We start from the raw sequence: 24,426 nt of genomic DNA, 5'->3' as shown, positions 1-24,426 counted from the left end.
CCCGCCCGACCCGCCGGACCCGCCGGACCCGCCTGATCTGGCCGATCCGCCCGACCTGCCCGATCCTCCCGCCGTGCCACCGCCCCAGCCGCCAGCCCCGCCGCCGCCGGCGCGACGGCGGCCCCCGCCGCCACCGGGGTGCCGGCCGGCACCGCCGCGCCCGCCACCACCGACCCCGAGGTTGCGCCGCACGACGACGCGAAGGAGGCGCTCAAGCGCGAGCTCGCCGAGCGAGCCCCGCGCGCGGACCACGGCGGGGAGAGCGAGGAGGAGCGTGCGCGCCGCGCCCTCGACGCCCTCGGTGAGGCCGCCGCCCGCCGTCGCGGCCGCCAGAACGACGGCGAGCAGGACCAGTCCCTGGGCGGACGCACCCGCCGCGACGAGGACGAGCACGGCTCCTCCCGCTCGCGCCGCCGCAACCGCGACCGCAACCGGGACCGCAAGCGCCCGGGGCGTGGCGGCCGCGGCAGCGACTTCGCCTTCGACGAGCCCGTCGAGGTCAGCGAGGACGACGTCCTGCTGCCCGTCGCGGGCATCCTCGACGTGCTGGACAACTACGCGTTCGTGCGCACCTCCGGCTACCTGCCCGGCGCCAACGACGTCTACGTGACCCTCGGCCAGGTCAAGAAGAACGGCCTGCGCCGCGGCGACGCGATCACCGGCGCCGTGCGCCAGCCCCGCGAGGGCGAGCAGCAGACCGGGCAGCGCCAGAAGTTCAACGCCCTGGTCCGCCTCGACACCGTCAACGGGATGAGCGTCGAGCAGGCGCGCAAGCGCCCGGAGTTCGCCAAGCTGACCCCGCTGTACCCCCAGGAGCAGCTGCGCCTGGAGACCACGCCGAAGGCGATCACGCCCCGCGTCATCGACCTCGTGGCCCCGATCGGCAAGGGCCAGCGCGGCCTGATCGTGGCTCCGCCGAAGGCCGGCAAGACGATCATCATGCAGCAGATCGCCAACGCGATCGCCATCAACAGCCCCCACGTCCACCTCATGGTGGTGCTCGTCGACGAGCGCCCCGAGGAGGTCACGGACATGGAGCGGATGGTCAAGGGCGAGGTCATCGCCTCGACCTTCGACCGCCCCGCGTCGGACCACACGATCGTGGCCGAGCTGGCGATCGAGCGGGCCAAGCGGCTCGTCGAGCTGGGCCAGGACGTCGTGGTGCTCCTCGACTCCCTGACCCGCCTCTCCCGCGCCTACAACCTCGCGGCGCCCGCCTCGGGCCGCATCCTCTCCGGCGGCGTGGACGCCTCGGCGCTGTACCCGCCGAAGAAGTTCTTCGGCGCCGCGCGCAACATCGAGAACGGGGGCTCCCTGACGATCCTCGCCTCCGCGCTGGTGGAGACCGGCTCGAAGATGGACGAGGTCATCTTCGAGGAGTTCAAGGGCACCGGGAACATGGAGCTGCGGCTCTCGCGCCAGCTGGCGGACAAGCGCATCTTCCCGGCCGTTGACGTCAACGCCTCGGGCACGCGCCGCGAGGAGCTGCTCATGGCTCCCGAGGAGCTCAAGATCGTGTGGAAGCTGCGTCGCGTCATGGGCGCGCTCGACCAGCAGCAGGCGATCGACCTGCTCCTGGGCAAACTGCGCGAGACGGGCTCGAACGCGGAGTTCCTCATGACCGTCGCGAAGAACACGCCGTCGCCGGCCAACGAGCCGGAGCTCGCCATCCGCTGACGCCGGAGAGGTTGGTCACACCGCGAGGCGTCCGCCCGCACGGGAACACGGGCGGCGCCCGCGGTGTTGCACCACCGGCAGCGACACCGCCGTGCCGTCTGGCACAATGTCTCGTCGGCCTCCGGTTCACGTGCGCGACCAGCGTGCGACCCGGGGCACCAAACGAACCAGGAGAGATTCATGAAGCAGGGCATCCACCCCGAGTACGTGACGACCACGGTCACGTGCACCTGTGGGAACACCTTCACCACCCGCAGCACCGCGACGTCCGGCGAGATCCACGCCGACGTGTGCAGCGCCTGCCACCCGTTCTACACCGGCAAGCAGAAGATCCTCGACACCGGTGGCCGCGTGGCCCGCTTCGAGGCCCGCTACGGCAAGAAGAAGTAGCGCCCCACCAACGCCGGCGGTGACGCCGCGGACCTCATGGTTCTGCGGCTCCCGCCGGCGTTGTCGTACGCACTGACCGTCGCAGGGGAGCACCGGAGGTAAGGGCATGAGCGAGGACCTCGCGGCCGTCGAGCCGCTGCTGGCCGAGCACGCCGAGATCGAACGCGCGCTGGCGGACCCGTCCGTCCACGCCGACGCGGGCCGCGCCCGCACGCTCGGGCGCCGCTACGCCGAGCTGGGCCGCATCGTCCACGCCTTCCGCGCCTGGCAGGCCGCCGAGGGGGACCTCGCCGCCGGCCGCGAGCTCGCCGAGGTCGACGAGGCCTTCGCCGAGGAGCTCCCCGCCCTCGAGGCCGCGCGCGAGTCCGCGGCCGAGGACCTGCGCCGGGTGCTGGTGCCGACCGACCCCGACGACGCCCGCGACGTCATCCTCGAGGTCAAGGCGGGGGAGGGCGGGGAGGAGTCCGCGCTCTTCGCCGGCGACCTGGTGCGCATGTACCTGCGTTACGCCGAGCGCCAGGGCTGGTCGGCGCAGATCATCAGCGCCACCGAGTCCGACCTCGGCGGCTACAAGGACGTCTCGGTCGCCATCAAGGCCAGGGGCGTCCCGCAGGATCCCTCCGACGGCGTCTGGGCGCACCTGAAGTACGAGGGCGGGGTGCACCGCGTGCAGCGGGTGCCGGTCACCGAGTCCCAGGGCCGCATCCACACCTCCGCCGCCGGGGTGCTCGTGCTGCCCGAGGTGGACGACCCGGGCGAGGTCGAGATCGACGCGAACGACCTGCGCATCGACGTCTACCGGTCCTCCGGACCCGGCGGGCAGTCCGTGAACACCACCGACTCCGCCGTGCGCATCACCCACGTGCCGACCGGCATCGTGGTCTCGATGCAGAACGAGAAGTCTCAGCTGCAGAACCGCGAGCAGGCCATGCGCGTGCTGCGCGCGCGGCTGCTGGCCGCACGGCAGGAGGAGGCGGAGGCCGCGGCCTCCGAGCAGCGCCGCTCCCAGGTGCGCACCGTCGACCGCTCCGAGCGCATCCGCACCTACAACTTCCCCGAGAACCGCATCGCCGACCACCGTACGGGGTACAAGGCGTACAACCTGGACCACGTGCTCGACGGCGACCTCGGCCCGGTCATCGCCTCGGCCGTCGAGATGGACGAGGCCGCCCGGCTCGCGGCCGCGGCCTCCGGCCGCGCGTGAGCGAGTTCCGCCCCGCCCCGACGTGGCGCCAGGCCGTGGCGGGCGCCACCGCGATCCTCGCCGAGGCGGGGGTGCCGTCGCCGGCCGTGGACGCCCGCCTCCTCGCCGAGCACCTCCTCGGCACCCCGCTGGTGCTCGCCCCCGACGTCACCCCCGAGCTGCTCGCCCGCTACGCGGACCTGGTCCGGGGCCGCAGCAGTCGCGTCCCGCTCCAGCACCTGACCGGGACCATGGCGTTCCGCCACCTGACGCTCGAGGCCGCGCCGGGCGCGTTCGTCGCCCGCCCGGAGACCGAGGTCGTCGCCGGCGCGGCGGTCGAGGCGGCGCGCGCGGTGCGCGGGCACGCGCCCGTCGTCGTCGACCTGTGCACCGGCTCGGGGGCCATCGCGCTCGCCGTCGCCACGGAGGTCCCCGGCTCGCAGGTGATCGCCGTCGAGCTCTCGCCCGACGCGCTGGCCCTCGCCCGGCGCAACGTCGACGCGCTCGCCCCCGACGTCCGCCTCGTCGCCGGTGACGCGGCGACGGCGCTGCCGGAGCTGGACGGCACGGTCGACGTCGTCGTCTCCAACCCCCCGTACATCCCGCCCGACCAGGTGCCGGTGGACGTCGAGGTGCGCGAGCACGACCCCGACCTGGCGCTCTACGGTGGCGGCCCCGACGGGCTCGACGTGCCCCGCGCCGTCGTCGCCTCCGCGGCGCGGCTGCTGCGACCCGGCGGGACGTTCGTCATGGAGCACGCCGAGGTCCAGTCCGCCGCCGTCCGGGAGATCGCCGCGGCCGCCGGGCTGGTCGACGTCGCTACCGGGGAGGACCTGACCGGCCGCGACCGCTACGTCCGGGCGCGCCGCCCGTGACGCCGGCGGGCCGGCTCCCGCGCCCGGCGAGCCACGACGCCACCAGGGCGCCGACGGCGACCCCGGCCAGGTCGGCGAGCACGTCGAACGGGTCCCCGCTGCGGGCCGGCAGCACCGTGTGCTGGAGCAGCTCGCTCACGCCCGCGTGCGCCACCCCGAAGGCCACGACGACGGCGGGGGAGAGGCCGGCCCGGAGCCCGGCGAGGGTGACGGCTCCGAACACCGCGGCGTGGACTATCTTGTCCCCGCCGGGCACGGCGACCGCACCGACGTCGGGCACGCGCGGGACGTAGAGCACCACGAGCTGGACCACCACCGCCGCGGCCAGGACGAGGAGACGGGTGCGTCGGCATGCGGTGGGGCTCATGTCACCGGACAGGATGTCACGCCTGCCGCCGCCGCCGTGACAGACTCGTGCGCGTGAGTGTGTACGACTGCCAGGACCCCGAGGGGCGCAGCGCGGGGCTGGACGAGGCCGTCAACGCCCTCGGCCGCGGCGCCCTCGCCGTGATTCCCACCGACACCGTCTACGGCATCGCCGCGGACGCCTTCGACGCCCGCGCCGTCGCCGCGCTGCTCGCCGCCAAGGGCCGCGGCCGCCAGCAGCCGCCGCCGGTGCTCGTCGGCAACGCGGGCACGCTGGACGGGCTCGCCACCGAGGTCCCGGACGTGGTCCGCGACCTCGTCGCGAAGTTCTGGCCCGGTCCGCTCACGATCATCTGCCTCGCCCAGCCGTCGCTCGCCTGGGACCTCGGCGACACCGACGGCACCGTCGCGCTGCGCATGCCCGCGGACGAGACCGCCCTGGCCCTCCTGCGGCGGACGGGGCCGCTGGCCGTCTCCAGCGCGAACCTCACCGGGCAGCCGGCTGCCACCACCGCCGCGCAGGCGCTGGGCTACTTCGGCGACGACGTCGCCGTCTACCTCGACGCCGGCCGTGCGGGCGGCGGGGTGGCCTCGACCATCGTGGACGCGACGGCGGAACGCCTGACGATCCTGCGCCAGGGCGCCCTGAGCCGGGAGGAGCTGGCCGCCGTCGCCCCCGAGCTGGCGGAGGCCCCGGCGGAGCCGCCCGCCCCCACGGCCGGCGCCGGGCCGGAGGGCGCCGAGCCGCCGGACGGTGACGGCCCGCCGTGAGGGTCTACCTCCTCGTCCTGCTGACCGCGGCGGCGGTCACCTTCCTCGCCACACCGCTGGTCCGCCGCGTCGCCCTGGCGACCCGGGCGCTGACGCCGGTGCGGGCACGGGACGTGCACACCGTCCCCACGCCCCGGCTGGGCGGGGTCGCGATGCTCGTGGGGATGGCCGCCGCGCTGCTCGTCGGCTCACAGGTGCCGTTCCTGCACGAGGTGTTCTTCGAGACCTCCACGATGTGGGCGATCCTCGGCGGCGCGACGCTCGTCTGCCTCCTCGGCGTCGCGGACGACATCTGGGACCTGGACTGGATGACCAAGCTGGTCGGCCAGGTCCTCGCCGCCGGCTTCATGGCCTGGCAGGGCGTCCAGCTCATCACCTTCCCGATCTTCGGGCTGACGATCGGCTCGTCGCGCCTCTCGCTCTTCGCGACGATCCTCGTGGTCGTCGTCGCCATCAACGCGGTGAACTTCGTCGACGGGCTTGACGGTCTCGCCGCCGGGATGATCGCCATCGGCGCCGGCGCGTTCTTCGTGTACACCTACCTGCTCACGCGCGACGCCTCGCCCGGCAACTACGCCAACCTGGCGACCGCCGTCATCGCCGCGGTGGTGGGGGTGTGCGTGGGCTTCCTCCCGCACAACTTCCACCCCGCCAAGATCTTCATGGGCGACTCCGGCGCCATGCTCCTGGGGCTGACCGTGGCGGCCGCCGCGATCGTCGTCACCGGGCAGATCGACCCCGCCACGGTGAGCAGCTCGCAGGTACTGCCGGCCTACGTGCCCATCCTGCTGCCGGTCGCCGTGCTCCTCGTGCCGCTGCTGGACATGACGCTGGCCGTGCTGCGCCGGGTGCGTGCCGGGCACTCGCCGTTCCACCCCGACCGGATGCACCTGCACCACCGGCTGCTCGACCTCGGGCACAGCCACCGCCGGGCGGTGCTCATCATGTACCTGTGGGCGGCGGTCATCTCCTTCAGCGCCGTGGCCCTCGCCGTCTACAGCCCCGGGGAGGTCGCCATCGGCACGGCGGCGGCCGTGGCCGTGGCGGTCGCCATCACGGTGACGCAGCTGCCCGGCCTGCGGGACCGCCGGTCCCGGCGGGCGGGGGACGACGCGCCGGCTCCAGCCCCGTCGGCATCCCCGACGGCGCAGGCTCCCGTGGCGTCTGCCGCGGTGACGCGGGCCGCGGTGTCCGCCCCGGCACCGTCGGCCACGGCGTCGGCTCCCGCGGCGCCGGCTCACGGGGCGTCGGCTCCCGCGGCGCCGGCCGCCGTCCCGTCGCTCACGGCCGGCGGCCCGCCCGCTCGGCCGCCCTGGCGCCGCACCACGTCGGGCGCGACGCCCCCCACCGCGGCCACATCGACACAGTCCGGGACCGACCGGCGCACCGAGGAGGAACCCCGAGGATGAGCGAGACCCCGAACGAGACCGGCCGGGCCACCCGGAACATGTACGCGCTGATCCTGCGGCGGCTCGGCATCCTCGTGGCCGGGCTAGCGGTGCTCGGGTCCGCCGTCGGCTACCTCGTCGCGGGCACCCCCGGCGTCTGGGGCGCGCTCATGGGGGCGGGCATCGCCGCACTCTTCATGGTCGGCACCGTGGTGACGATGATGATCACCGCCGACAAGCCGCTTCCGCTGGCCACCGCCGCCGGCGTCGGCGGGTGGCTGGTCAAGATGGTGCTCCTCCTCGTCATCCTCCTGCTGGTGCGGGGCAAGGACTTCTACTCGCCCGGGGTCTTCTTCCTCGTCCTCGTGCTGGCCATCGTCGGGTCGCTGGGTATCGAGATGGCCGCGGTGCTGCGTGCCCGCGTGCCGACCGTCGACCTGTCGGGGCGTCCCGGCCCGGCCCCCGACGACGGCGCCGCCCGCGACTGACCGGTCCGGCAGGCCCAGCACCGCCCCGGAGCGCCCGGCGGCTCCTGAGACGGTGTGCGGAGCACTCCATCCGATGCGTTAGGCTCGTCCTCGTTCCCAGCACACGGTCCGTCGTCGGACGTGCCCGGGGGACGCACCCGTGCCCGACCCGAGCCACCAGGGGGACACACTGTCTGCCGCACCGATGCTGACGTCCAGCACCTCCGCCGTCGTGCTCGCCGCCGAGGAGGGGAGCGGGTTCCACGGACCCACGCTCGCCGACTTCTTCCCCCCGGCCGTCCTCTTCGAGGGGACGATCTTTGAGTTCAACCGGATCACGCTGGTGCGGCTCATCGCCACCGCGATGCTCGTCCTCTTCTTCTGGCTCGCCGCCCGCAAGGTCCGGCTCGTCCCCGGGCGTGCGCAGTCCATGGGCGAGATGGCCGTCGACTTCGTGCGCAAGGGCATCGCCGAGGAGTCGCTCGGCCGTGAGATCGGGCGCAGGTACACCCCGGTGCTCGTGGTGATCTTCTTCGGCGTCCTGTTCATGAACATCACGGGCATCATCCCGTTCCTGAACATCGCCGGCTCGTCCGTCATCGGTCTGCCCCTGGTGTTCGCGCTGCTGTCCTACGTCACGTTCATCGTGGCCGGCGTCCGGGCCCAGGGCGGGGGGCACTTCCTGAAGTCCCAGCTCTTCCCGCCGGGCGTGCCGTGGCCGATCTACATCATCCTGACGCCGATCGAGTTCCTCTCGACGTTCATCATCCGGCCCGCCACGCTCACCGTCCGTCTCCTGGCCAACATGCTCGCCGGGCACCTGCTGCTCGTGCTGTGCTTCGCGGCGACGAACTACCTCTTCTTCGAGGCGAGCAGCGCCGGGCTGACCATCGCCGGCCTCGGCACCCTTGCTGCCGGCTTCGCGTTCACGCTCTTCGAGATCTTCGTGGCGGTCCTCCAGGCGTACGTCTTCACCGTGCTCACCGCGGTCTACATCCAGCTGTCCGTCGAGTCCCACTAGTAAACGAAGGTCGGCGGCCGGGCCCCAGCGCCCACCGCCGAACAACACCCACGACGTACCGGGACCAACCCGGAACGCCACACAGGAAGGAAGACCTCCGCATGGAGATCACCGGAGACATCGCGACCATCGGCTACGGTCTCGCCACCATCGGCCCCGGCATCGGCATGGGCATCCTGGTCGGCAAGACGCAGGAGGCCGTGGCGCGCCAGCCCGAGCTGGCCGGCCCGCTCCGCATCAACATGTTCATCGGTATGGCCCTGGTCGAGGCCCTCGGTCTGATCGGCCTCGCCGCAGGCTTCGTGTTCTGATGCAGTCCACGGCCCTCGTGCGGGCGGAGGTGACCCAGAACCCGCTCCTGCCTGCCAGCTACGACATCATCTGGTCGCTGGTCTGCCTCGCGATCATCGCGTTCTTCCTGGTGAAGTACGCGGTGCCGCGCCTGACGTCGATGCTCGACGAGCGTGCGGAGAAGATCGAGACCGGCCTGCAGCAGGCCGAGCGCGCCCAGCAGGCCGCGGCCGACGCCGAGGAGCGGATCGCCGCCGAGCTCGCCCAGGCGCGGCGTGACGCCGCCGAGGTGCGGGAGAAGGCGCAGGAGGAGGGCAAGGCGATCGTCGCCGAGGCCCGTGGCAAGGCTCAGGTCGAGGCCGACCGCGTCACCGAGAGCGCCGCGCGTCAGATCGAGGCCGACCGTCAGGCCGCCCAGATCTCCCTGCGCACCGACGTCGGTCTGCTGGCCACCGAGCTCGCCTCCCGGATCGTCGGCGAGTCGGTCAGCGACCACGCCCTGCAGTCCCGTGTGATCGACCGGTTCCTCGACGAGCTCGAGGCCCAGCCGGCCGACCGGGCCACGGCCCGCCGGGAGGCGTGATGCGGGCGAGCAGCCAGGCAGCTCTGGAGCAGGCGCGGGAGCGCTGGGAGCCGGTGCTGCGCCAGGTCGGAGCACGTGCGCAGGCGCTCGGTGACCAGCTCTTCGGCGTCGTCGACGTGCTCGACGGTTCCGCGGCGCTGCGCCGTGCCCTCACCGAGCCGTCCCGGCCCGGCGAGGACCGCGCCGGGCTGACGCGGGACGTGCTGACCGGCAAGGTCGACGCCGAGGTCGTGGACCTCGTGTCCGGGCTGGTGCGCGAGCGCTGGTCCGAGCCGCGCGACCTCGCCGACGCCATCGAGATCCTGGCTGCGGACTCGATCCTGGCGGCGGCCGAGCAGGCCGGCCGGATCGAGGAGGTCGAGGCGGAGACCTACCGTCTCGAGCGCATCCTCGTGGACCAGCGCGAGCTGCGGCTCGCGCTCACGGACCACGAGACCGCTGCCGAGCGTCGCGGCGAGCTGATGGAGCGGGTGCTGGCCGGCAAGGTCGCGCCCGAGACGGCCGCGCTGGCCGTCAGGGCCGCCGCGCACCCGCGGGGGCACACGCTGCCGGCGCTGCTGCGCTCGCTGGCCGACCAGGCGGCGGCACGCCGTGAGCGACTGGTCGCCTCGGTCACCTCCGCGGTACCGCTGACGGGGTCGCAGATCGAGCGGCTGACGCGCATCCTGGAGAGGCAGCACGGCCGGGCCGTGCAGGTGCACGTGGCCCTCGACCCGGACGTGGTCGGCGGCCTGCGCATCCAGGTCGGCGACGCGGTCGTCGACGCAACCCTGGCCTCCCGCCTGGCAGACGCCAAGCGACGGCTCGCGGGCTGAGCGCCCACCGATACTCACTGACATGTAGCACCGACCGCGCCCCAGCGGTCACACAGAACGAAGGAAGAGCAGATGGCTGAGCTGACGATCCGGCCCGAGGAGATCCGGGCTGCGCTGGACAGCTTCGTGAGTTCCTACGAACCCACCCAGGCGGTGAGCGAAGAGGTCGGCCACGTCACGCTGACGGCCGACGGTATCGCCCAGGTCGAGGGCCTGCCCGGCGCGATGGCCAACGAGCTGCTGCGATTCCAGGACGGCACTCTCGGCCTGGCGATGAACCTCGACGTCCGCGAGATCGGCGTCGTCATCCTCGGTGACTTCACCGGCATCGAGGAGGGGCAGGAGGTGCGCCGCACGGGCGAGGTGCTCTCCGTGCCGGTCGGCGAGGGCTACCTCGGCCGCGTGGTCGACCCGCTGGGCCAGCCGCTCGACGGGCTGGGCGAGATCGGCGGCGTCGAGGGCCGGCGCGCCCTCGAGCTCCAGGCGCCCGGCGTCATGGCGCGCAAGTCGGTGCACGAGCCGCTGCAGACCGGCCTGAAGGCCATCGACTCGATGATCCCGATCGGGCGCGGGCAGCGTCAGCTGATCATCGGCGACCGCCAGACCGGCAAGACGGCCCTGGCCATCGACACGATCCTCAACCAGAAGGCCAACTGGGACTCCGGCGACCCGGCGAAGCAGGTGCGCTGCATCTACGTCGCCGTCGGGCAGAAGGGCTCGACCATCGCCTCCGTGCGCGGCACCCTCGAGCGTGCCGGCGCCCTGGAGTACACGACGATCGTCGCCGCCCCCGCCTCCGACCCGGCCGGCTTCAAGTACATCGCCCCCTACACCGGCTCGGCCATCGGCCAGCACTGGATGTACCAGGGCAAGCACGTCCTCATCGTCTTCGACGACCTGTCCAAGCAGGCCGAGGCCTACCGCGCCGTCTCCCTGCTGCTGCGCCGCCCGCCGGGCCGCGAGGCGTACCCGGGCGACGTGTTCTACCTGCACTCCCGCCTGCTCGAGCGCTGCGCCAAGCTCTCCGACGAGCTCGGCGCCGGTTCGATGACGGGTCTGCCGCTGATCGAGACCAAGGCCAACGACGTCTCGGCCTACATCCCGACCAACGTCATCTCGATCACCGACGGGCAGATCTTCCTGCAGTCGGACCTCTTCAACGCCAACCAGCGCCCCGCCGTCGACGTCGGTATCTCCGTCTCGCGCGTCGGCGGTGACGCCCAGATCAAGGCGATGAAGAAGGTCTCCGGCACGCTGAAGATCACCCTCGCCCAGTACCGGTCCATGGCGGCGTTCGCGATGTTCGCCTCCGACCTGGACCCGACGACGCGGCAGCAGCTCACCCGCGGCGAGCGCCTCATGGAGCTGCTCAAGCAGCCGCAGTACACGCCGTACCCCGTGGAGGACCAGGTCGCCTCGATCTGGGCCGGCACCAACGGCTACCTCGACGACGTCGACGTCCAGGACGTCTCCCGGTTCGAGGCTGAGCTGCTGGACCACCTGCGCCGCAACACCGCCGTGCTGAGCACCATCGCCGAGTCCGGCAAGCTCGAGTCCGACACCGAGGACGCGCTGCGCTCCGGCATCGAGGAGTTCCGCAAGGGCTTCCTCGACGCCGAGGGCAACCCGCTCGGCGCCGAGCCCGAGCTGGACGTGGACGAGGTCGAGGCGGAGCGTTCGCAGGAGCAGATCGTCAGCGCGAAGCGAGGCTGACGTGGCGGGCGAGCAGAGGGTCTACAAGCAGAAGATCAGGGCCACCCAGACCCTGAAGAAGATGTTCCGGGCCATGGAGCTGATCGCGGCCTCCCGCATCAGCAAGGCGCGGAAGGCGGCCCAGGGCGCGGACCCGTACACGCGCGCGCTGATCCGGGCTGTCTCGGCCGTCTCGGCGCACGCGAACCTGGACCACCCGCTCATCTCCGGGCGCGCGGACACCAAGCGCGTGGCCGTGCTGGCCGTGACGTCCGACCGCGGCATGGCCGGGGCGTACTCCGCCACGGTGCTGCGCGCCACCGAGCGCCTCCTCGAGGAGCTCGAGGAGCAGGGCAAGGAGCCGGTGCTGTACGTGACCGGCCGCCGCGGCGAGGGGTACTTCCGGTTCCGCGGGCGCGAGGTCGTGCGGTCCTGGACCGGCGGCTCGGACTCGCCGACGGCGGACCGGGCCGGCGAGATCGCCGACTCGCTGCTGAGCGCCTTCCTCGCCCCCGCCGAGGAGGGCGGGGTCAGCGAGGTGCACGTGGTGTTCACGCGGTTCGTCTCGATGGTGTCCCAGGTGCCCGAGGTGCGCCGGATGCTGCCGCTGGAGGTCGTCGAGGGCGTCACGCCCGCCGGGCAGCAGCCGCTGCCCCTGTACGAGTTCGAGCCGAGCCCCGACGAGGTGCTCGACGCGCTGCTGCCGATGTACGTGCGCCGGCGCATCCACTCCCAGCTGCTGCAGGCGGCCGCCTCCGAGCTGGCGGCGCGCCAGCAGGCCATGCACACGGCCACGGACAACGCCGAGGACCTCATCCGCGACTACACGCGGCTGGCGAACACGGCCCGTCAGGCCGACATCACCTCTGAGATCACCGAGATCGTCTCCGGTGCCGACGCGCTCGCGTCGAGCCGGTGAGCCCATCCACCCGACCGGGGACAAGCGAAGGAACGAAGAAATGACTGCCACTGCCACCGAATCGGCGAGGACCGGCGGGTCCAGCACGGGCCGGATCTCCCGCGTGACCGGCCCCGTCGTGGACATCGAGTTCCCGGCGGACGCCATCCCGAACATGTACAACGCGCTCACCACCGAGGTCTCCCTCGGTGAGGAGGCGGGCGGTACCTCCACCATGACGCTCGAGGTCGCGCAGCACCTCGGCGACAACCTCGTCCGGGCCATCGCGCTCAAGCCGACCGACGGCCTGGTCCGCGGCGGCAAGGTCGTCGACACCGGCGCCCCGATCTCCGTCCCCGTCGGCGACGTCACCAAGGGCCACGTCTTCAACGTGACCGGTGAGGTCCTCAACCTCAAGGAGGGCGAGCAGCTCGAGATCACCGAGCGCTGGCCCATCCACCGCGAGCCGCCGAACTTCGACCAGCTCGAGTCGCGCACCACGATGTTCGAGACGGGCATCAAGGTCATCGACCTCCTGACCCCGTACGTCCAGGGCGGGAAGATCGGCCTCTTCGGCGGTGCGGGCGTCGGCAAGACGGTCCTCATCCAGGAGATGATCCAGCGCGTGGCGCAGGACCACGGCGGTGTGTCGGTGTTCGCCGGCGTCGGCGAGCGCACCCGTGAGGGCAACGACCTCATCGTCGAGATGGAGGAGGCCGGCGTCTTCGACAAGACCGCGCTGGTGTTCGGCCAGATGGACGAGCCGCCGGGCGTGCGTCTGCGTGTGGCGCTGTCCGCCCTGACGATGGCGGAGTACTTCCGCGACGTGCAGAAGCAGGACGTGCTGCTGTTCATCGACAACATCTTCCGCTTCACGCAGGCCGGCTCCGAGGTCTCCACGCTGCTGGGCCGCATGCCCTCCGCGGTGGGCTACCAGCCGAACCTCGCCGACGAGATGGGCCAGCTCCAGGAGCGCATCACCTCCGTACGCGGCCACTCCATCACGTCGCTCCAGGCGATCTACGTGCCCGCCGACGACTACACGGACCCCGCGCCGGCCACGACGTTCGCCCACCTGGACGCCACGACCGAGCTCTCGCGTGACATCGCCTCGCGCGGTCTCTACCCGGCGGTGGACCCGCTGGCCTCCACCTCGCGCATCCTCGACCCGCAGTACGTGGGCCAGGAGCACTACGACGTGGCGACCCGCGTGAAGTCGATCCTGCAGAAGAACAAGGAGCTGCAGGACATCATCGCGATCCTCGGCGTCGACGAGCTGTCCGAGGAGGACAAGGTCACCGTCGCACGGGCCCGGCGCATCGAGCAGTTCCTCTCGCAGAACACCTACATGGCCGAGAAGTTCACCGGTGTCTCCGGCTCGACCGTGCCGGTGAGCGAGACGGTCGAGGCGTTCAAGAAGATCGCCGACGGCGAGTTCGACCACGTCCCGGAGCAGGCCTTCTTCAACATCGGCGGCCTCGAGGACCTCGAGCGCGCCTGGTCGAAGATCCAGTCCGAGCTGCGCTGACGCTCACCACCTACGAGGAGGTCGCCACTGTGGCGATGAATGTGGACGTCGTCTCGACGACCGCCGCGCTGTGGAGCGGCGAGTCGACCAGCGTGGTCGTCCCGGCCGCGAACGGCGACCTGGGGATCCTCCCGGGCCGCCAGCCGGTGCTCGCCGTCCTGCGCCCCGGCAAGGTGCGCATCACGCCCACGACCGGCTCCGTCGTCGAGATCGAGGTCTACTCGGGCGGGTTCGTCTCCGTGGACGAGGACGCCGTGACCGTGGTGCTGGAGCCTGCCCGTACGGGCGCCGAGAACGACCGGTAGATCGCATTGACGTGGGCGGGGACGGCCGGGGCAGCCTTGGTGGTTCTCGCCCTCGTCGCGCTCGTGGTGCTCGTGCTCTTCGCGGTACGGGTGCGCCGGCTGGGGCGCCGCATCGGGTCCTTCGAGTGCGCCCTGCGCCCGGTCGGGCGGCGCGACTGGACCAGCGGCATCGCCGTCTTCGGTGTGGGACGGGTGGACTGGTACCGCCTGGTCTCGCTCTCCCTGCGCCCCACCCGGACCTTCGCGCGGGAGGACCTGGAGGTGCGCGAGCGCACGCACCGCGCCGCCGGCGGCCGTGACCAGGTCACCGAGATCCGGTGCTGCTCCCAGGGGGAGGAGTTCGACCTCGCCATGCGGCGCGGGTCGCTCGCCGGGCTGGTGAGCTGGCTCGAGTCCGCCCCGCCCCGCGGTGAGCCCCTCGTCTGAGGCCGGCGCCACCCGCACATCGTCATCAGAAGGAAGGCAGTGCCCGTTTGCGCGTCGTCATCGCCAGCTGCTCCGTGGACTACTCCGGGCGTCTCGACGCCCACCTGCCCGTGGCCACCCGCCTCCTCATGGTCAAGGCCGACGGGTCGGTCCTGGTGCACTCCGACGGCGGCTCCTACAAGCCGCTGAACTGGATGAGCCCGCCCTGCAAGCTCGTCGTCGCCGAGCCCGAGGGCCAGGACGCCGACGAGGGCGTGCGTGAGGTGTGGACGGTCCAGAACGTCAAGAGCGACGACCGTCTCGTGGTGCGCATCTTCGAGATCGTCGCGGACCACTCGGTCGAGCTCGGTGTCGACCCCGGGCTCGTCAAGGACGGCGTGGAGGCGCACCTACAGAAGCTGCTGGCGGAGCAGATCGACCTGCTGGGCCCCGGGCACCAGCTCGTGCGGCGCGAGTACCCGACGGCGATCGGGCCCGTGGACATCATGGCGAAGGACCCGTCCGGGGTCTCGGTGGCCGTGGAGATCAAGCGCCGCGGCGACATCGACGGCGTCGAGCAGCTGACCCGCTATCTCGAGCTGCTCAACCGCGACCCGCTCCTGGCGCCCGTGCGGGGCGTGTTCGCGGCGCAGGAGATCAAGCCGCAGGCCCGCGTGCTGGCCACGGACCGCGACATCCGCTGCGTCGTGCTCGACTACGACGCCATGCGCGGGCTCGACGACGTGGAGTCGCGCCTCTTCTGAGCGCGGCCGCGCCGTGCGCCGCTCCCGCCGGATTCGGGACCGACCGCCTCCGAGGTGTTGGATGGGGTCATGACGAGCGAGTCGGTCGTACGGGGCCGTGTGGTCACGCCGCGGGGCGTGATCGACGACGGCGCAGTCGTCCTCGAGGGGGCCACGATCCGCTGGGTCGGCCCCGCCGCCGAGGTGCCGGGCGCCCCGCCGTCCGGTCCTCCCGCCGACGACGGGCGCCTCGTCCTGCCGGGCCTGGTCGATCTGCACTGCCACGGCGGCGGCGGCGCCTCCTTCCCCGACGCCGAGACGCCCGGCGACGCGCTGCGCGCCGTCCACGAGCACCGGCGGCACGGCACGACGTCCCTCGTCGCCTCGCTCGTGACGGCCGCGCCGGAGACGCTGCGGAGCCGGGTGGCGCTGCTCGCCGGCCTCGCCGACGCCGGGGAGATCGCCGGCGTCCACCTCGAGGGGCCCTTCCTCTCGGTCGTGCGCTGCGGCGCGCAGGACCCGGCGCTCATCATCGAGCCCGACCCCGCGCTCACGACGCAGCTGCTCGAGCTGGGCGGCGGGCACGTGGTCACCATGACGGTCGCGCCGGAGCACGCCGGGAACCGGGACGGCGTCGCCGCGGCCCTCGTCGCCGGCGGCGCGCTGCCCTCGTGGGGGCACACCGACGCCGGCCCGGGGGACACGCGCGCCGCCCTCGAGGCCGGCGCGGCCCTGCTCGGCGCCGCCGACGGCCCGCGCTCCGCCCGCGCCACCGTCACGCACCTGTTCAACGGCATGCACCCGCTGCACCATCGCGACCCCGGCCCGATCGGGGAGTTCCTCGCCGCCGCCCGCCGGGGCGACGCCGTCGTCGAGCTCATCGCCGACGGCACCCATCTCCACCCCGAGCTGGTCCGCGAGGTCTACGAGCTCGTCGGCCGGGACGGCATCGTGCTGGTCACCGACGCGATGGCGGCCGCGGGCATGCCGGACGGCGCCTACCGGCTCGGCTCTCAGGACGTGACGGTCGCCGGGGGAGTGGCCCGGCTGACCGTCGGCGAGTCCATCGCCGGGGGCACCGCGCACCTGCTCGACGTCGTCCGGACCACCGTGGCCGGCGGCGTCCCCCTCGTCGACGCCGTCTACATGGCGTCCACCGGCCCGGCCCGCGTCCTCGGCGACGCCGGTGTCGGCGCCCTCGAGGCCGGCCGCCGCGCCGACCTGATCGTCACGGACGCCGGGCTGCGTCCGCTTCGCGTCGTCCGCCACGGCCAGGAGGTCACCGTATGAGCCCCCGCCAGTTCCCCGAGTCCTTCGTGTGGGGCGCCGCGACCGCGGCCTACCAGATCGAGGGCGCCGCCTCCGAGGGCGGCCGCGGGCCGTCCATCTGGGACACCTTCTCCCGCACGCCGGGCCGCACGCACGGAGGGGACACCGGCGACGTCGCAGCGGACCACTACCACCGCTGGCGCGAGGACGTCGCGCTGATGTCCGAGCTCGGGCTGGACGCCTACCGGCTCTCGATCTCGTGGCCGCGGGTCCAGCCCGGCGGCCGCGGCGAGCTCAACCCCGAGGGCGTCGCCTTCTACCGCGACCTCGTCGACGCCCTGCTCGACGCCGGGATCAACCCGGTGGTCACGCTCTACCACTGGGACCTGCCGCAGGAGCTCGAGGACGCCGGCGGCTGGGCCAACCGCGAGACGGCGTACGCCTTCGCCGACTACGCCCGCGCCGTCGCTCGCGAGCTCGGCGACCGGGTCGAGGTGTGGACCACGCTGAACGAGCCGTGGTGCTCGGCCTACCTCGGGTACGCGTCCGGGGTCCACGCGCCCGGCCGCACCGAGCCGGCCGCCGCCCTCGCCGCCGCGCACCACCTCAACCTCGCGCACGGGCTGGCCGCGCGGGCGATCCGTGACGAGCTCGGTGAGGAGGCGAACGTCTCGATCACGCTCAACCTCCACGTCACCCGCCCTGCCGACCCCGAGCGGCCCGCGGACCTCGAGGCCGCGCACGAGGTGGACCTCGTCGGCAACCACATCTTCCTCGGCCCGCTCCTGGAGGGCACCTACCCCGTCGAGCTGCGGCAGCTGACCGCGCACCTGACCGACTGGTCCTTCGTGCGCCCCGGGGACCTGACGCTGATCCGCCAGCGCCTCGACGTGCTCGGCGTCAACTACTACTCGACCAACTACGTGCGCCGGCGCGAGGCGGGCGCGCCGGCTGGCGGCACGGGCGGCCACGGCGCGGGGGCGGCGAGCCCCTGGGTGGCGCTGGACCGGGTCGAGTTCCTCGACCCGGCGGGCCCGCTCACCGACATGGGCTGGAACATCGAGCCCGAGGGCCTCTACGAGCTTCTCACCGCGCTCGACAACGCTCACGAGGGCCTGCCCCTGATGGTCACCGAGAACGGCGCCGCGTTCCCCGACGCCGTCGCCGAGGACGGGCAGGTCCACGACGCCGACCGGATCGACTACCTGCACCGTCACCTCGACGCCGTGGCCCGGGCCGTCGAGGACGGCGCCGACGTGCGCGGCTACTTCGTGTGGTCGCTGCTGGACAACTTCGAGTGGGCCTACGGGTACGCCAAGCGGTTCGGGATCGTCCGGGTCGACTACGACACCCAGGTGCGCACGCCGAAGGACTCGGCACGCTGGTACGCGCAGGTCGCGGCCACCGGCGAGCTGCCCGCGCCGCCCGACGGGGAGCCGGCCGGCCTGGCGCCCACGGCGGGTCGGTCGGACGCCTGAGAGTCCGACGCCTGAGAGAGTCCGAGGCCTGAGAGAATTCAGCGGTGCCGTCCTCCCGCCGCTCCCGCCGCCGCCCGTACGGCGAGGGGCACGTGCCCCTCGACCCGGACCGGCTGCGCGGCGTCCCGCAGACCCAGCGCGGTCCGGACGGCGAGGACTACACGGTGCGTGCCGTCCGGGGTTCGGACAAGGCCTACCGGTGCCCCGGCTGCGACCAGCTCATCCCGCCGGGCACCCCGCACATGGTCGCCTGGCGCACGGAGCATCTGCTCGGCGCGCAGGCCGCGCTGGACGACCGGCGGCACTGGCACACGGCGTGCTGGCGGGCCCGGGACCGGCGCCGTCCGTCGCGCTGAGGGCGCCCGCGTGACATTCGGACCGGTGCGGCCTGCGAAGGTCCGGTCCGCGTGACATGCTCCTGGCATGAGCGCACGGCTGTCGCTGACGCGACACGGCCCCGACGACCCGATGCCCCTCGTCCTCCTGCACGCCTTCCCGCTCGACCGACGCATGTGGGACGACGTCGTCGCCGATCTCGGCGACCTCCCCGTTCTCACCCTGGACGCCGCGGGGTTCGGCGACTCGCCCTCGCCGCGGGAGCTCGCCGAGAGCCTGGGCCGGCCGCTGAAGCCGTCCCTGTCCTCGTACGCGGACGCCGTGGCGCTCACGCTGCGGGACGCCGGGGTGGACCGGGCGGTGGTCGCGGGGCTCTCGATGGGCGGGTACGCCGCCCTCGCGCTCGCCGAGCGTCACGCAGAGCTGCTCGCCGGCATCGGCCTGCTGGACACCCGGGCGGCGGCGGACTCCGACACCGTGCGCGCCCACCGCACGCACGTCGCCGAGCAGGCGGCGGGCCCCATGGGGGCCCGTGCGGTCGCGCCGATGCTCGACCAGGTGCTCGGGGCCACGTCGCACGCGGAGCGGCCCGACGTCGTGGAGAAGGTTCGCGCCTGGCTGGCCGAGGCTCCGCCGTCGGGCATCGCCTGGGCCCAGCGCGCCATGGCGACGCGGCCCGACCGGCTGGCGGCGCTCGAGCGGCTCGAGGTGCCGGCCCTGGTCCTGCGCGGCGCCGAGGACGCCCAGAGCTCGCAGGAGGACGCCGAGGCCATGGCGGCGGCGCTGCGGGACGTCGAGCTCGTCGTCGTGCCGCGCGCCGGGCACCTCAGCGCGGTGGAGCAGCCGCACGAGGTCGCCGCCGCGCTTCGCCGCCTGCACGAGCGGTGCCGGCGTCCCTGAGCGTCAGTCGTCCCAGCCCGGGAGCAGCCGGGTCAGCGCGGCGGCCAGGGCGAGCGAGTCGCCGTCCTTGCCGCCCGCGCCGATGACCAGCGGCGGGTCCGCCGGCGGCACTGTCGTGCCGCGGAGCCGGTCCAGCGGCGTGAGCCGCGCGGTGAGCACGTAGAAGCGGCCGTCCGTCCCGACGGCGACGGTCCGGTCGCCGCGCAGGTACCAGCCGCTCAGCCCGGTGCGTGCGGTGGTCCGGCCGTCGTAGCTCTGCACCCGCAGCCGCTCGGGCGCCAGCGCGGCCCGTCCGGCGGCCGCGACGAAGGTACGGAGCATCTCCCCGGCCCGGGCGTGCTCGGCCCGCCGGCGCCGCTCGAGCAGCGCGGCACGGTCCTCGGCTGCCTCGCGGCGTCGTCGCCCCCACTCGTCCATGCCCCCACGGTAGGGCCGTGACGCCGGTCGGGCGCATCGCCGGGCACGGCCTACCCTGGGCCCATGCCGAGCACGCTCCCCTCCGCCCGCATCCGTCCCGCCAACGTCCTCGACGCGCCGGCGATCGCGGCCGTGCACCTGAGGTGCTGGCACGAGACGTACGGCGCCAAGGTGCCCGACGACGTGTACGCCGAGCGGGCCGCGAGAGGGCCGGCCGAGTGGGAGCAGGCGCTCTCGGACCCCAACGGGCCGACCACCTGGCTGGCGCAGCGCGACGGCGAGGCCGTGGGGTTCGCGCAGGCGGTCGCGCCCGGTGCCGGGCACGTCCGGCCGCTCGAGCTGCGCCTGCTCTACGTCCTGGCCGAGGAGCAGGGGCGCCGGACGGGCACCCACCTGCTGCAGCTGGCGATCGGCGACGCGCCGTGCCAGCTGTGGGTGGAGCAGGACAACGCCCGCGCCCAGGGGTTCTACCGGCACCACGGGTTCGAGCTCGACGGCGAGCGGCGCGCCGTGGCGGCGGGCGGCGCCCTCACCGAGGTGCGGATGCTCCGCTGACTCCCGCACCCCCTGCGGGCGTTGTCACCCCGCTGCGGGAGGTCTAACCCGGCGGGGGCGGCGTCTTCGTCCGTGGCGCCGGCCCGCGCGGGGCCTGCCCGCGTGAGGCTTGCGCGGGCGGGGCCGGCGCGGGTGGAACCGGCGCAGGCGGTGTCTGGGCCGGCGGTGTGTGGGTGGGCGGCGCCTGGGCCGGGGGTGGCGTCGCGGCCGACGCCGGCGCCTCCGGTTCGCGCACCGCGAGCAGACCCCTCATCTCCTCGATGTACACCGCGATGGACTCACGCTGGCGCGTGAGCTCCTCGACCTGCCGCTGGGCCGTGGTCCGGGCCGCCTCGGCGGCCTCCTCGGCCTCCTCGCGGAGGCGCCGTGCCTCCGCCCGGGCCTCAGCAAGGGTCCGGGTCGCCTCGGCGTCGGCCTCCGTCAACCGGGTGCGGGCCGCGGCGTCGGCCTCCGTCAGCGCGCGCTCGGTGCGGTCGAGCGCCTCGGCGAGGCGTCGTTCCGCGTCCACGGCCCGTGCCTCGGCGTCGCCGACGACGGCGGCCGCGCGCGCCACGGCCGCGTTGTGCGCCTGGGTGGCCTCCTGCTCGGCGGCCGCGCGCAGCTGCGAGCTCTCCGTCTGTGCCCGCGCCCGCAGCTCGGCGACCTCCTTCTCGGCGAGCGCCTGCTTCAGGCCCAGCTCACGGTCGAGCCCCGCGCGCCGCTCGTTGACCTCGGCCTCGACGGCCGCCTTGAGTCGTGCCGCCTCCCGCTGGGCGGCGCCCACCATCTCCTCGGCGCGGCGGCGGGCGTTGTCCAGCGTGGTCTGCGCCGTCGCCCGCGAGCCTCCGGCGAGCTGGTCGGCCTCGCGCCGCGCGTCGGCGAGCATCGCGGCCGACTCCTGCTCCGCGCGCTCGGTCAGCGCCCGAGCCGCCTGGGCGGACCGGGTCAGGGTGCGCTCGGCGTCGGCGTTGGCGCGGGTGACGACGTCGAGCGCCTGCTCCTCCGCGGACCGCAGCAGCTGCTCGACCCGCGAGCCGAGCCCGGCGTAGGTGGGGCGTTCCGTCTCCTTCAGGCGCTGCTGCGCCTCGGAGAGCTCCCCGGAGAGCTTCAGCAGCCGGGAGTCGAGCGTGGCGACCTCCCGCCGGGCCTCGGCCAGTGCCGACTCCAGGACGTGGAGCCGCTGGTCCACCTGTGCGCGGTCGTACCCGCGCATGACGACCGGGAACGCCGGCCGGTCCTCGTTCGTCCGGGGCTCCTGCATGCTGCCGCCCTTCCCCTCGTCACCGGTGCCGCCGTCCACGGTAGCCGGGGCCGGGGGGAGGAGGCTCGGGGTGGTCCGGGTGAACCGGGCGAAACCGCCCGACGGCGGGGCGGGGCGGCGCTGCCCGGGGCCGAAGCGGTGCAGGGCCGGGGCGGGGGTGGCATTGTGATCCAGAGCACCTGCGTGAGCGTCGGGGGTGGGTGCGCCGTATCCTGGCGAGCTGACGATGCCGCCCCGGCATCCTGACGGGAGGAAGACCACCCTCGTGACTCGACGGACCCTCTCCGTCGCGCTCATCGTCCTGGGTGCGATCGCCGTACTGGCCGCGATCGCCTCCGCGACGGTGTGGCGGCCGACGGACACCGCAACGCTCTCCCTGCCGGCACGCCCGGACACGCCCGTGGTCGTCTCCGACGCCGGCGTCCTCGACGCCGTCGGCCCGGACGTGACGATCAGGGCGACGGCGGGGGACGACGAGCCGGTGGTCCTCGCTGTCGGGCGCACGGCCGACGTCGACGCGTGGGTCGGAGGCGCGGCGCACACCAGGATCACGGGGCTCGCCAGCTGGGAGCAGCTCGAGGTCACCGACGAGGAGGCCACGGCCGAGGCGACCGAGGGGGCGACGGAGCAGCCTGCAGAGCCGGCCGCGCTGCCCGACCCCGCCGGCTCCGACCTGTGGGTCGTCGAGCAGACCGGGACCGGCAGCGCCCAGATCGACTGGGCGGACCGCGAGGGCCGCTGGAGCCTGCTGGCAGCGACCGACGGCACCGCGCCGGCGCCGGAGGTCACCATGACCTGGCCGGTCGAGGTCGACACCCCCTGGCTCGTGCCCGGGCTTCTCCTCGGCGGGCTGCTGCTGATCGCGGGCATCGCCCTCCTGGTGCTGGACAACCTCGCCGCTCGCGAGAGGCTCCGCCGAGGGACGCCGGCCCCGGTCGGCGAGCGGGACACCGACACCGAGCGGACCGCGGTCCTCCCCGCGACCACGGGAGCCACCGCGGCGCTCACCCGCCGGGAGCTGCGGGAGCGCGAGCGGGCGGCGGCCCGCCGCGGCGGGCGCGGTCGCACCGGCGAGATCCCCGTGGTCACCACCACCGGCGAGATCCCCGTGACCGGAGCCGTGGCGACCCGCGAGCGCGACGACGCCGGGACCGCCCGCGGTGCGGGCATCGTGCCGGCGTCCACGCGTTCCGCCGAGCTGCGGGCGAGCCGTGTCCCCGAGGAGGCGGCGGAGGCTCCGGTCCACGACCAGCCGACGCAGGCCCACCCGGCTGCGGCCGTCCCCGAGGAGCTGACCGCGACCGTGGCACCCGCCGCCGAGGACGCCGTCGCCGCGTCCGGGGTGGCACGGGGCGCCGCGATCGTCCCGGCGTCGGAGCATGCCGCCACGCTGCGCGCGGAGCGCGAGCCAGCGGAAGGGTTCGAGCCCGCGGACGGCGGCGCTGCGTCCGCCGCCCCGGAGGCCGCGGAGTGGACCGAGGGCGAGGCCGCCGACTCCACCGTCGTCCTGCCCGTCGCCGGTGCCGGCGACGGGCCGGCCGACGAGCGGGCCGACGACGTGCGGACTGCCGAGCCGGCCGACCTGCAGGCGGGCGAGCGGGCCGACGAGGAGCGCGCTGCCGGACCCGCCGCACCCGCCCGACCCGCCGCACCCGCCCGACCCGCCGAGGACGAGCCGGCGCCGCCGGAGCCGTCGCACGACCGGCCCGCGCAGGGATGGCGCTCGATGTGGGGCTTCGGCCGTGGCCGGGACAAGACCGACGAGGGGAAGGAGCAGCGATGAGCATCCGCACCAGCCGCCGACTCCGCACCACCCTCGCCGGCACCGGCCTGTCCCTGGCCCTCCTGGCGGGCTGCAGCACCGACGTGCCGCAGCCGCAGCCGGACGAGGTCGCCGAGACGCCGCCGGCCGCGCTGGACGAGGACCGTCTCGGCCGCGTGCTGGAGGAGGTGCAGACCACCGTCGCCGAGGCCGACGAGGCGCGCGACCCCGAGCTGCTGAAGCCCCGCGTGGGCGGGCCCGCGCTGGACATGCGCGCCGCCGAGTACAAGCTGGCCGAGGCGACGGACGGCGACTCGGCCCCGGACCCGCTGACCACGGCGCCGCAGGTGGCCGCGGTCCCGGCCGCGGAGGACTTCCCGCGCCCCGCCGTCGTGATCACCCAGGTCCCCGAGGGTGCCAACCTCCCGCTGCTGCTCGTCCTCGCGCAGTCGACGGCGCGCGACCCGTACAAGATGTGGGGCTGGGTGACGCTCTTCCCCGGCATCGAGACCCCGGCGATGTCCCATCCCGACGCCGGATCGGCCGTCGTCCCGCTGGACACCGACACGCTCGTAATGCCGCCCGCGGAGGTCGTCGAGCGCTACGTCGACACCCTGAACAAGTCCGACAGCGAGTACGCGGAGCAGTTCGCCGAGGACCCGTTCAAGGAGTCCTCGCGCACCACCACCACCGAGCTCGACGACGCCATCAAGGCCGCCGGCGAGGCGTCGATCTCCGCCGCCGCCGGCGACGACGGGCCGATCGCCCTGGCGACGGCGGACGGCGGCGCCATCGTGGTGGGCGAGCTGCGGTCCACCCTGACGCTGCGCAAGACGGTGCCCGGCTCCGAGCTGCGCGCCGGGGGAACCCTCGGCGCGCTGCTGGGCGACAACACCGAGGTGCTCGGAACGGTCTCCGGCGTCTCCGACGTGCTCATGGCGTTCTACGTGCCGCCCGCCGACGCCGAGGAGAAGACGATCCGCCCGCTCGGGGCGACCACCGTGCTCACCGAGGTCACCCGCGACGACGCAGCGGCACCCGCCGAGGAGTAGTCCCGCCCGGGCCCGTCGG

General features: G+C 73.9%; 27 protein-coding genes. 24 read left to right on the top strand and 3 right to left on the bottom strand.

The annotated features are described in order from the left end of the window. The first annotated feature begins 138 nt into the window (after positions 1–138). The 4 genes from rho (at position 139) to prmC (ending at position 4,125) form a co-directional block, all read left to right on the top strand. On the top strand, positions 139–1,677 hold the full coding sequence (gene rho / locus ABD774_RS14330; RefSeq protein ID WP_345042474.1) for a transcription termination factor Rho: 1,539 nt from the start codon (positions 139–141) through the stop codon (positions 1,675–1,677). A gap of 180 nt (positions 1,678–1,857) precedes the next feature. Further along, positions 1,858–2,067, top strand: coding sequence for a 50S ribosomal protein L31 (gene rpmE, locus ABD774_RS14325; RefSeq protein ID WP_248259353.1), 210 nt, complete (start codon positions 1,858–1,860; stop codon positions 2,065–2,067). Between the two features lie 106 nt (positions 2,068–2,173). Continuing rightward, positions 2,174–3,271 carry a peptide chain release factor 1 gene (gene prfA / locus ABD774_RS14320; protein ID WP_345042470.1) on the top strand — a complete coding sequence of 366 codons (1,098 nt, stop codon included), beginning with the start codon at positions 2,174–2,176 and terminating at the stop codon, positions 3,269–3,271. Then, positions 3,268–4,125: a peptide chain release factor N(5)-glutamine methyltransferase gene (gene prmC, locus ABD774_RS14315; RefSeq protein ID WP_345042468.1), complete on the top strand. Its 858-nt coding sequence runs from the start codon at positions 3,268–3,270 to the stop codon at positions 4,123–4,125. Before prfA ends, prmC begins: the two co-directional genes overlap by 4 nt. Here the strand turns inward: prmC and ABD774_RS14310 are convergent. Next, the gene (locus ABD774_RS14310) at positions 4,070–4,492 is read right to left on the bottom strand and encodes a VanZ family protein (protein WP_345042465.1); all 423 of its coding nucleotides are present in this window, start codon (positions 4,490–4,492) and stop codon (positions 4,070–4,072) included. The genes prmC and ABD774_RS14310 overlap by 56 nt on opposite strands. Positions 4,493–4,545: 53 nt before the next feature. Here ABD774_RS14310 and ABD774_RS14305 point away from each other — a divergent pair, with 53 nt between their 5' ends. The 17 genes from ABD774_RS14305 (at position 4,546) to ABD774_RS14225 (ending at position 19,381) form a co-directional block, all read left to right on the top strand. Then, positions 4,546–5,262: an L-threonylcarbamoyladenylate synthase gene (locus ABD774_RS14305; protein ID WP_345042463.1), complete on the top strand. Its 717-nt coding sequence runs from the start codon at positions 4,546–4,548 to the stop codon at positions 5,260–5,262. Further along, on the top strand, positions 5,259–6,671 hold the full coding sequence (locus ABD774_RS14300; RefSeq protein ID WP_345042461.1) for an MraY family glycosyltransferase: 1,413 nt from the start codon (positions 5,259–5,261) through the stop codon (positions 6,669–6,671). The genes ABD774_RS14305 and ABD774_RS14300 overlap by 4 nt, the downstream gene beginning before the upstream one ends. After that, the gene (locus ABD774_RS14295; protein ID WP_345042458.1) at positions 6,668–7,138 is read left to right on the top strand and encodes a Cg1360 family ATP-synthase-associated protein; all 471 of its coding nucleotides are present in this window, start codon (positions 6,668–6,670) and stop codon (positions 7,136–7,138) included. The genes ABD774_RS14300 and ABD774_RS14295 overlap by 4 nt, the downstream gene beginning before the upstream one ends. A 184-nt stretch (positions 7,139–7,322) precedes the next feature. After that, complete coding sequence (gene atpB, locus ABD774_RS14290; RefSeq protein ID WP_345042456.1) at positions 7,323–8,138, top strand: F0F1 ATP synthase subunit A; 816 nt, start codon at positions 7,323–7,325, stop codon at positions 8,136–8,138. Between the two features lie 101 nt (positions 8,139–8,239). Then, complete coding sequence (gene atpE / locus ABD774_RS14285; RefSeq protein WP_211338682.1) at positions 8,240–8,449, top strand: ATP synthase F0 subunit C; 210 nt, start codon at positions 8,240–8,242, stop codon at positions 8,447–8,449. After that, the gene (locus ABD774_RS14280) at positions 8,449–9,012 is read left to right on the top strand and encodes a F0F1 ATP synthase subunit B (protein ID WP_345042448.1); all 564 of its coding nucleotides are present in this window, start codon (positions 8,449–8,451) and stop codon (positions 9,010–9,012) included. Before atpE ends, ABD774_RS14280 begins: the two co-directional genes overlap by 1 nt. Continuing rightward, positions 9,012–9,827, top strand: a complete 816-nt coding sequence (locus tag ABD774_RS14275) for a F0F1 ATP synthase subunit delta (protein WP_345042446.1) — start codon at positions 9,012–9,014, stop codon at positions 9,825–9,827. The genes ABD774_RS14280 and ABD774_RS14275 overlap by 1 nt, the downstream gene beginning before the upstream one ends. Before the next feature lie 72 nt (positions 9,828–9,899). After that, positions 9,900–11,540 (top strand): F0F1 ATP synthase subunit alpha, encoded by a 1,641-nt coding sequence (atpA, locus tag ABD774_RS14270; protein ID WP_345042443.1) that lies wholly within the window; start codon positions 9,900–9,902, stop codon positions 11,538–11,540. 1 nt (position 11,541) lies between these two features. Next, the gene (locus tag ABD774_RS14265) at positions 11,542–12,438 is read left to right on the top strand and encodes a F0F1 ATP synthase subunit gamma (protein WP_345042441.1); all 897 of its coding nucleotides are present in this window, start codon (positions 11,542–11,544) and stop codon (positions 12,436–12,438) included. Between the two features lie 40 nt (positions 12,439–12,478). Further along, entirely contained in the window at positions 12,479–13,945 is a 1,467-nt protein-coding gene (gene atpD / locus ABD774_RS14260; protein ID WP_345042439.1) for a F0F1 ATP synthase subunit beta, read from the top strand. 35 nt (positions 13,946–13,980) lie between these two features. Then, complete coding sequence (locus ABD774_RS14255; RefSeq protein ID WP_345042490.1) at positions 13,981–14,250, top strand: F0F1 ATP synthase subunit epsilon; 270 nt, start codon at positions 13,981–13,983, stop codon at positions 14,248–14,250. Positions 14,251–14,289: 39 nt separating this feature from the next. Continuing rightward, positions 14,290–14,676 (top strand): DUF2550 family protein, encoded by a 387-nt coding sequence (locus ABD774_RS14250; protein WP_345042437.1) that lies wholly within the window; start codon positions 14,290–14,292, stop codon positions 14,674–14,676. A 47-nt stretch (positions 14,677–14,723) separates the two neighbouring features. After that, positions 14,724–15,419 (top strand): endonuclease NucS, encoded by a 696-nt coding sequence (nucS, locus tag ABD774_RS14245; RefSeq protein ID WP_345042435.1) that lies wholly within the window; start codon positions 14,724–14,726, stop codon positions 15,417–15,419. Between the two features lie 69 nt (positions 15,420–15,488). Continuing rightward, the gene (locus tag ABD774_RS14240) at positions 15,489–16,688 is read left to right on the top strand and encodes an N-acetylglucosamine-6-phosphate deacetylase (protein ID WP_345042433.1); all 1,200 of its coding nucleotides are present in this window, start codon (positions 15,489–15,491) and stop codon (positions 16,686–16,688) included. After that, on the top strand, positions 16,685–18,145 hold the full coding sequence (locus ABD774_RS14235) for a GH1 family beta-glucosidase (protein WP_345042430.1): 1,461 nt from the start codon (positions 16,685–16,687) through the stop codon (positions 18,143–18,145). The genes ABD774_RS14240 and ABD774_RS14235 overlap by 4 nt, the downstream gene beginning before the upstream one ends. A 44-nt stretch (positions 18,146–18,189) precedes the next feature. Continuing rightward, complete coding sequence (locus ABD774_RS14230) at positions 18,190–18,501, top strand: hypothetical protein (protein WP_345042428.1); 312 nt, start codon at positions 18,190–18,192, stop codon at positions 18,499–18,501. Positions 18,502–18,568: 67 nt separating this feature from the next. Next, entirely contained in the window at positions 18,569–19,381 is an 813-nt protein-coding gene (locus tag ABD774_RS14225; protein ID WP_345042426.1) for an alpha/beta fold hydrolase, read from the top strand. 3 nt (positions 19,382–19,384) lie between these two features. Here the strand turns inward: ABD774_RS14225 and ABD774_RS14220 are convergent, their stop codons facing one another. Beyond that, positions 19,385–19,798 carry a hypothetical protein gene (locus ABD774_RS14220; protein WP_345042424.1) on the bottom strand — a complete coding sequence of 138 codons (414 nt, stop codon included), beginning with the start codon at positions 19,796–19,798 and terminating at the stop codon, positions 19,385–19,387. A gap of 63 nt (positions 19,799–19,861) precedes the next feature. On the opposite strand from ABD774_RS14220, the gene ABD774_RS14215 reads away from it, so the two are divergent. Beyond that, positions 19,862–20,353 carry a GNAT family N-acetyltransferase gene (locus tag ABD774_RS14215; protein ID WP_345042421.1) on the top strand — a complete coding sequence of 164 codons (492 nt, stop codon included), beginning with the start codon at positions 19,862–19,864 and terminating at the stop codon, positions 20,351–20,353. Positions 20,354–20,396: 43 nt separating this feature from the next. On the opposite strand, the gene ABD774_RS14210 is transcribed toward ABD774_RS14215, so the two are convergent. Continuing rightward, positions 20,397–21,593, bottom strand: a complete 1,197-nt coding sequence (locus ABD774_RS14210; RefSeq protein WP_345042419.1) for a coiled-coil domain-containing protein — start codon at positions 21,591–21,593, stop codon at positions 20,397–20,399. A 265-nt stretch (positions 21,594–21,858) separates the two neighbouring features. On the opposite strand from ABD774_RS14210, the gene ABD774_RS14205 reads away from it, so the two are divergent. Continuing rightward, positions 21,859–23,376, top strand: coding sequence for a hypothetical protein (locus ABD774_RS14205; RefSeq protein WP_345042417.1), 1,518 nt, complete (start codon positions 21,859–21,861; stop codon positions 23,374–23,376). Continuing rightward, positions 23,373–24,407: a DUF8094 domain-containing protein gene (locus ABD774_RS14200; RefSeq protein ID WP_345042415.1), complete on the top strand. Its 1,035-nt coding sequence runs from the start codon at positions 23,373–23,375 to the stop codon at positions 24,405–24,407. The genes ABD774_RS14205 and ABD774_RS14200 overlap by 4 nt, the downstream gene beginning before the upstream one ends. The last annotated feature ends 19 nt before the right edge of the window (positions 24,408–24,426 follow it).

It is taken from the genome of Georgenia daeguensis, from assembly GCF_039537705.1.
In the GTDB taxonomy this organism is placed as follows: Bacteria; Actinomycetota; Actinomycetes; order Actinomycetales; family Actinomycetaceae; genus Georgenia; species Georgenia daeguensis.
Note: the sequence above shows the minus strand (reverse complement) of the source record. Positions and strands in the feature narration are given on the sequence as shown.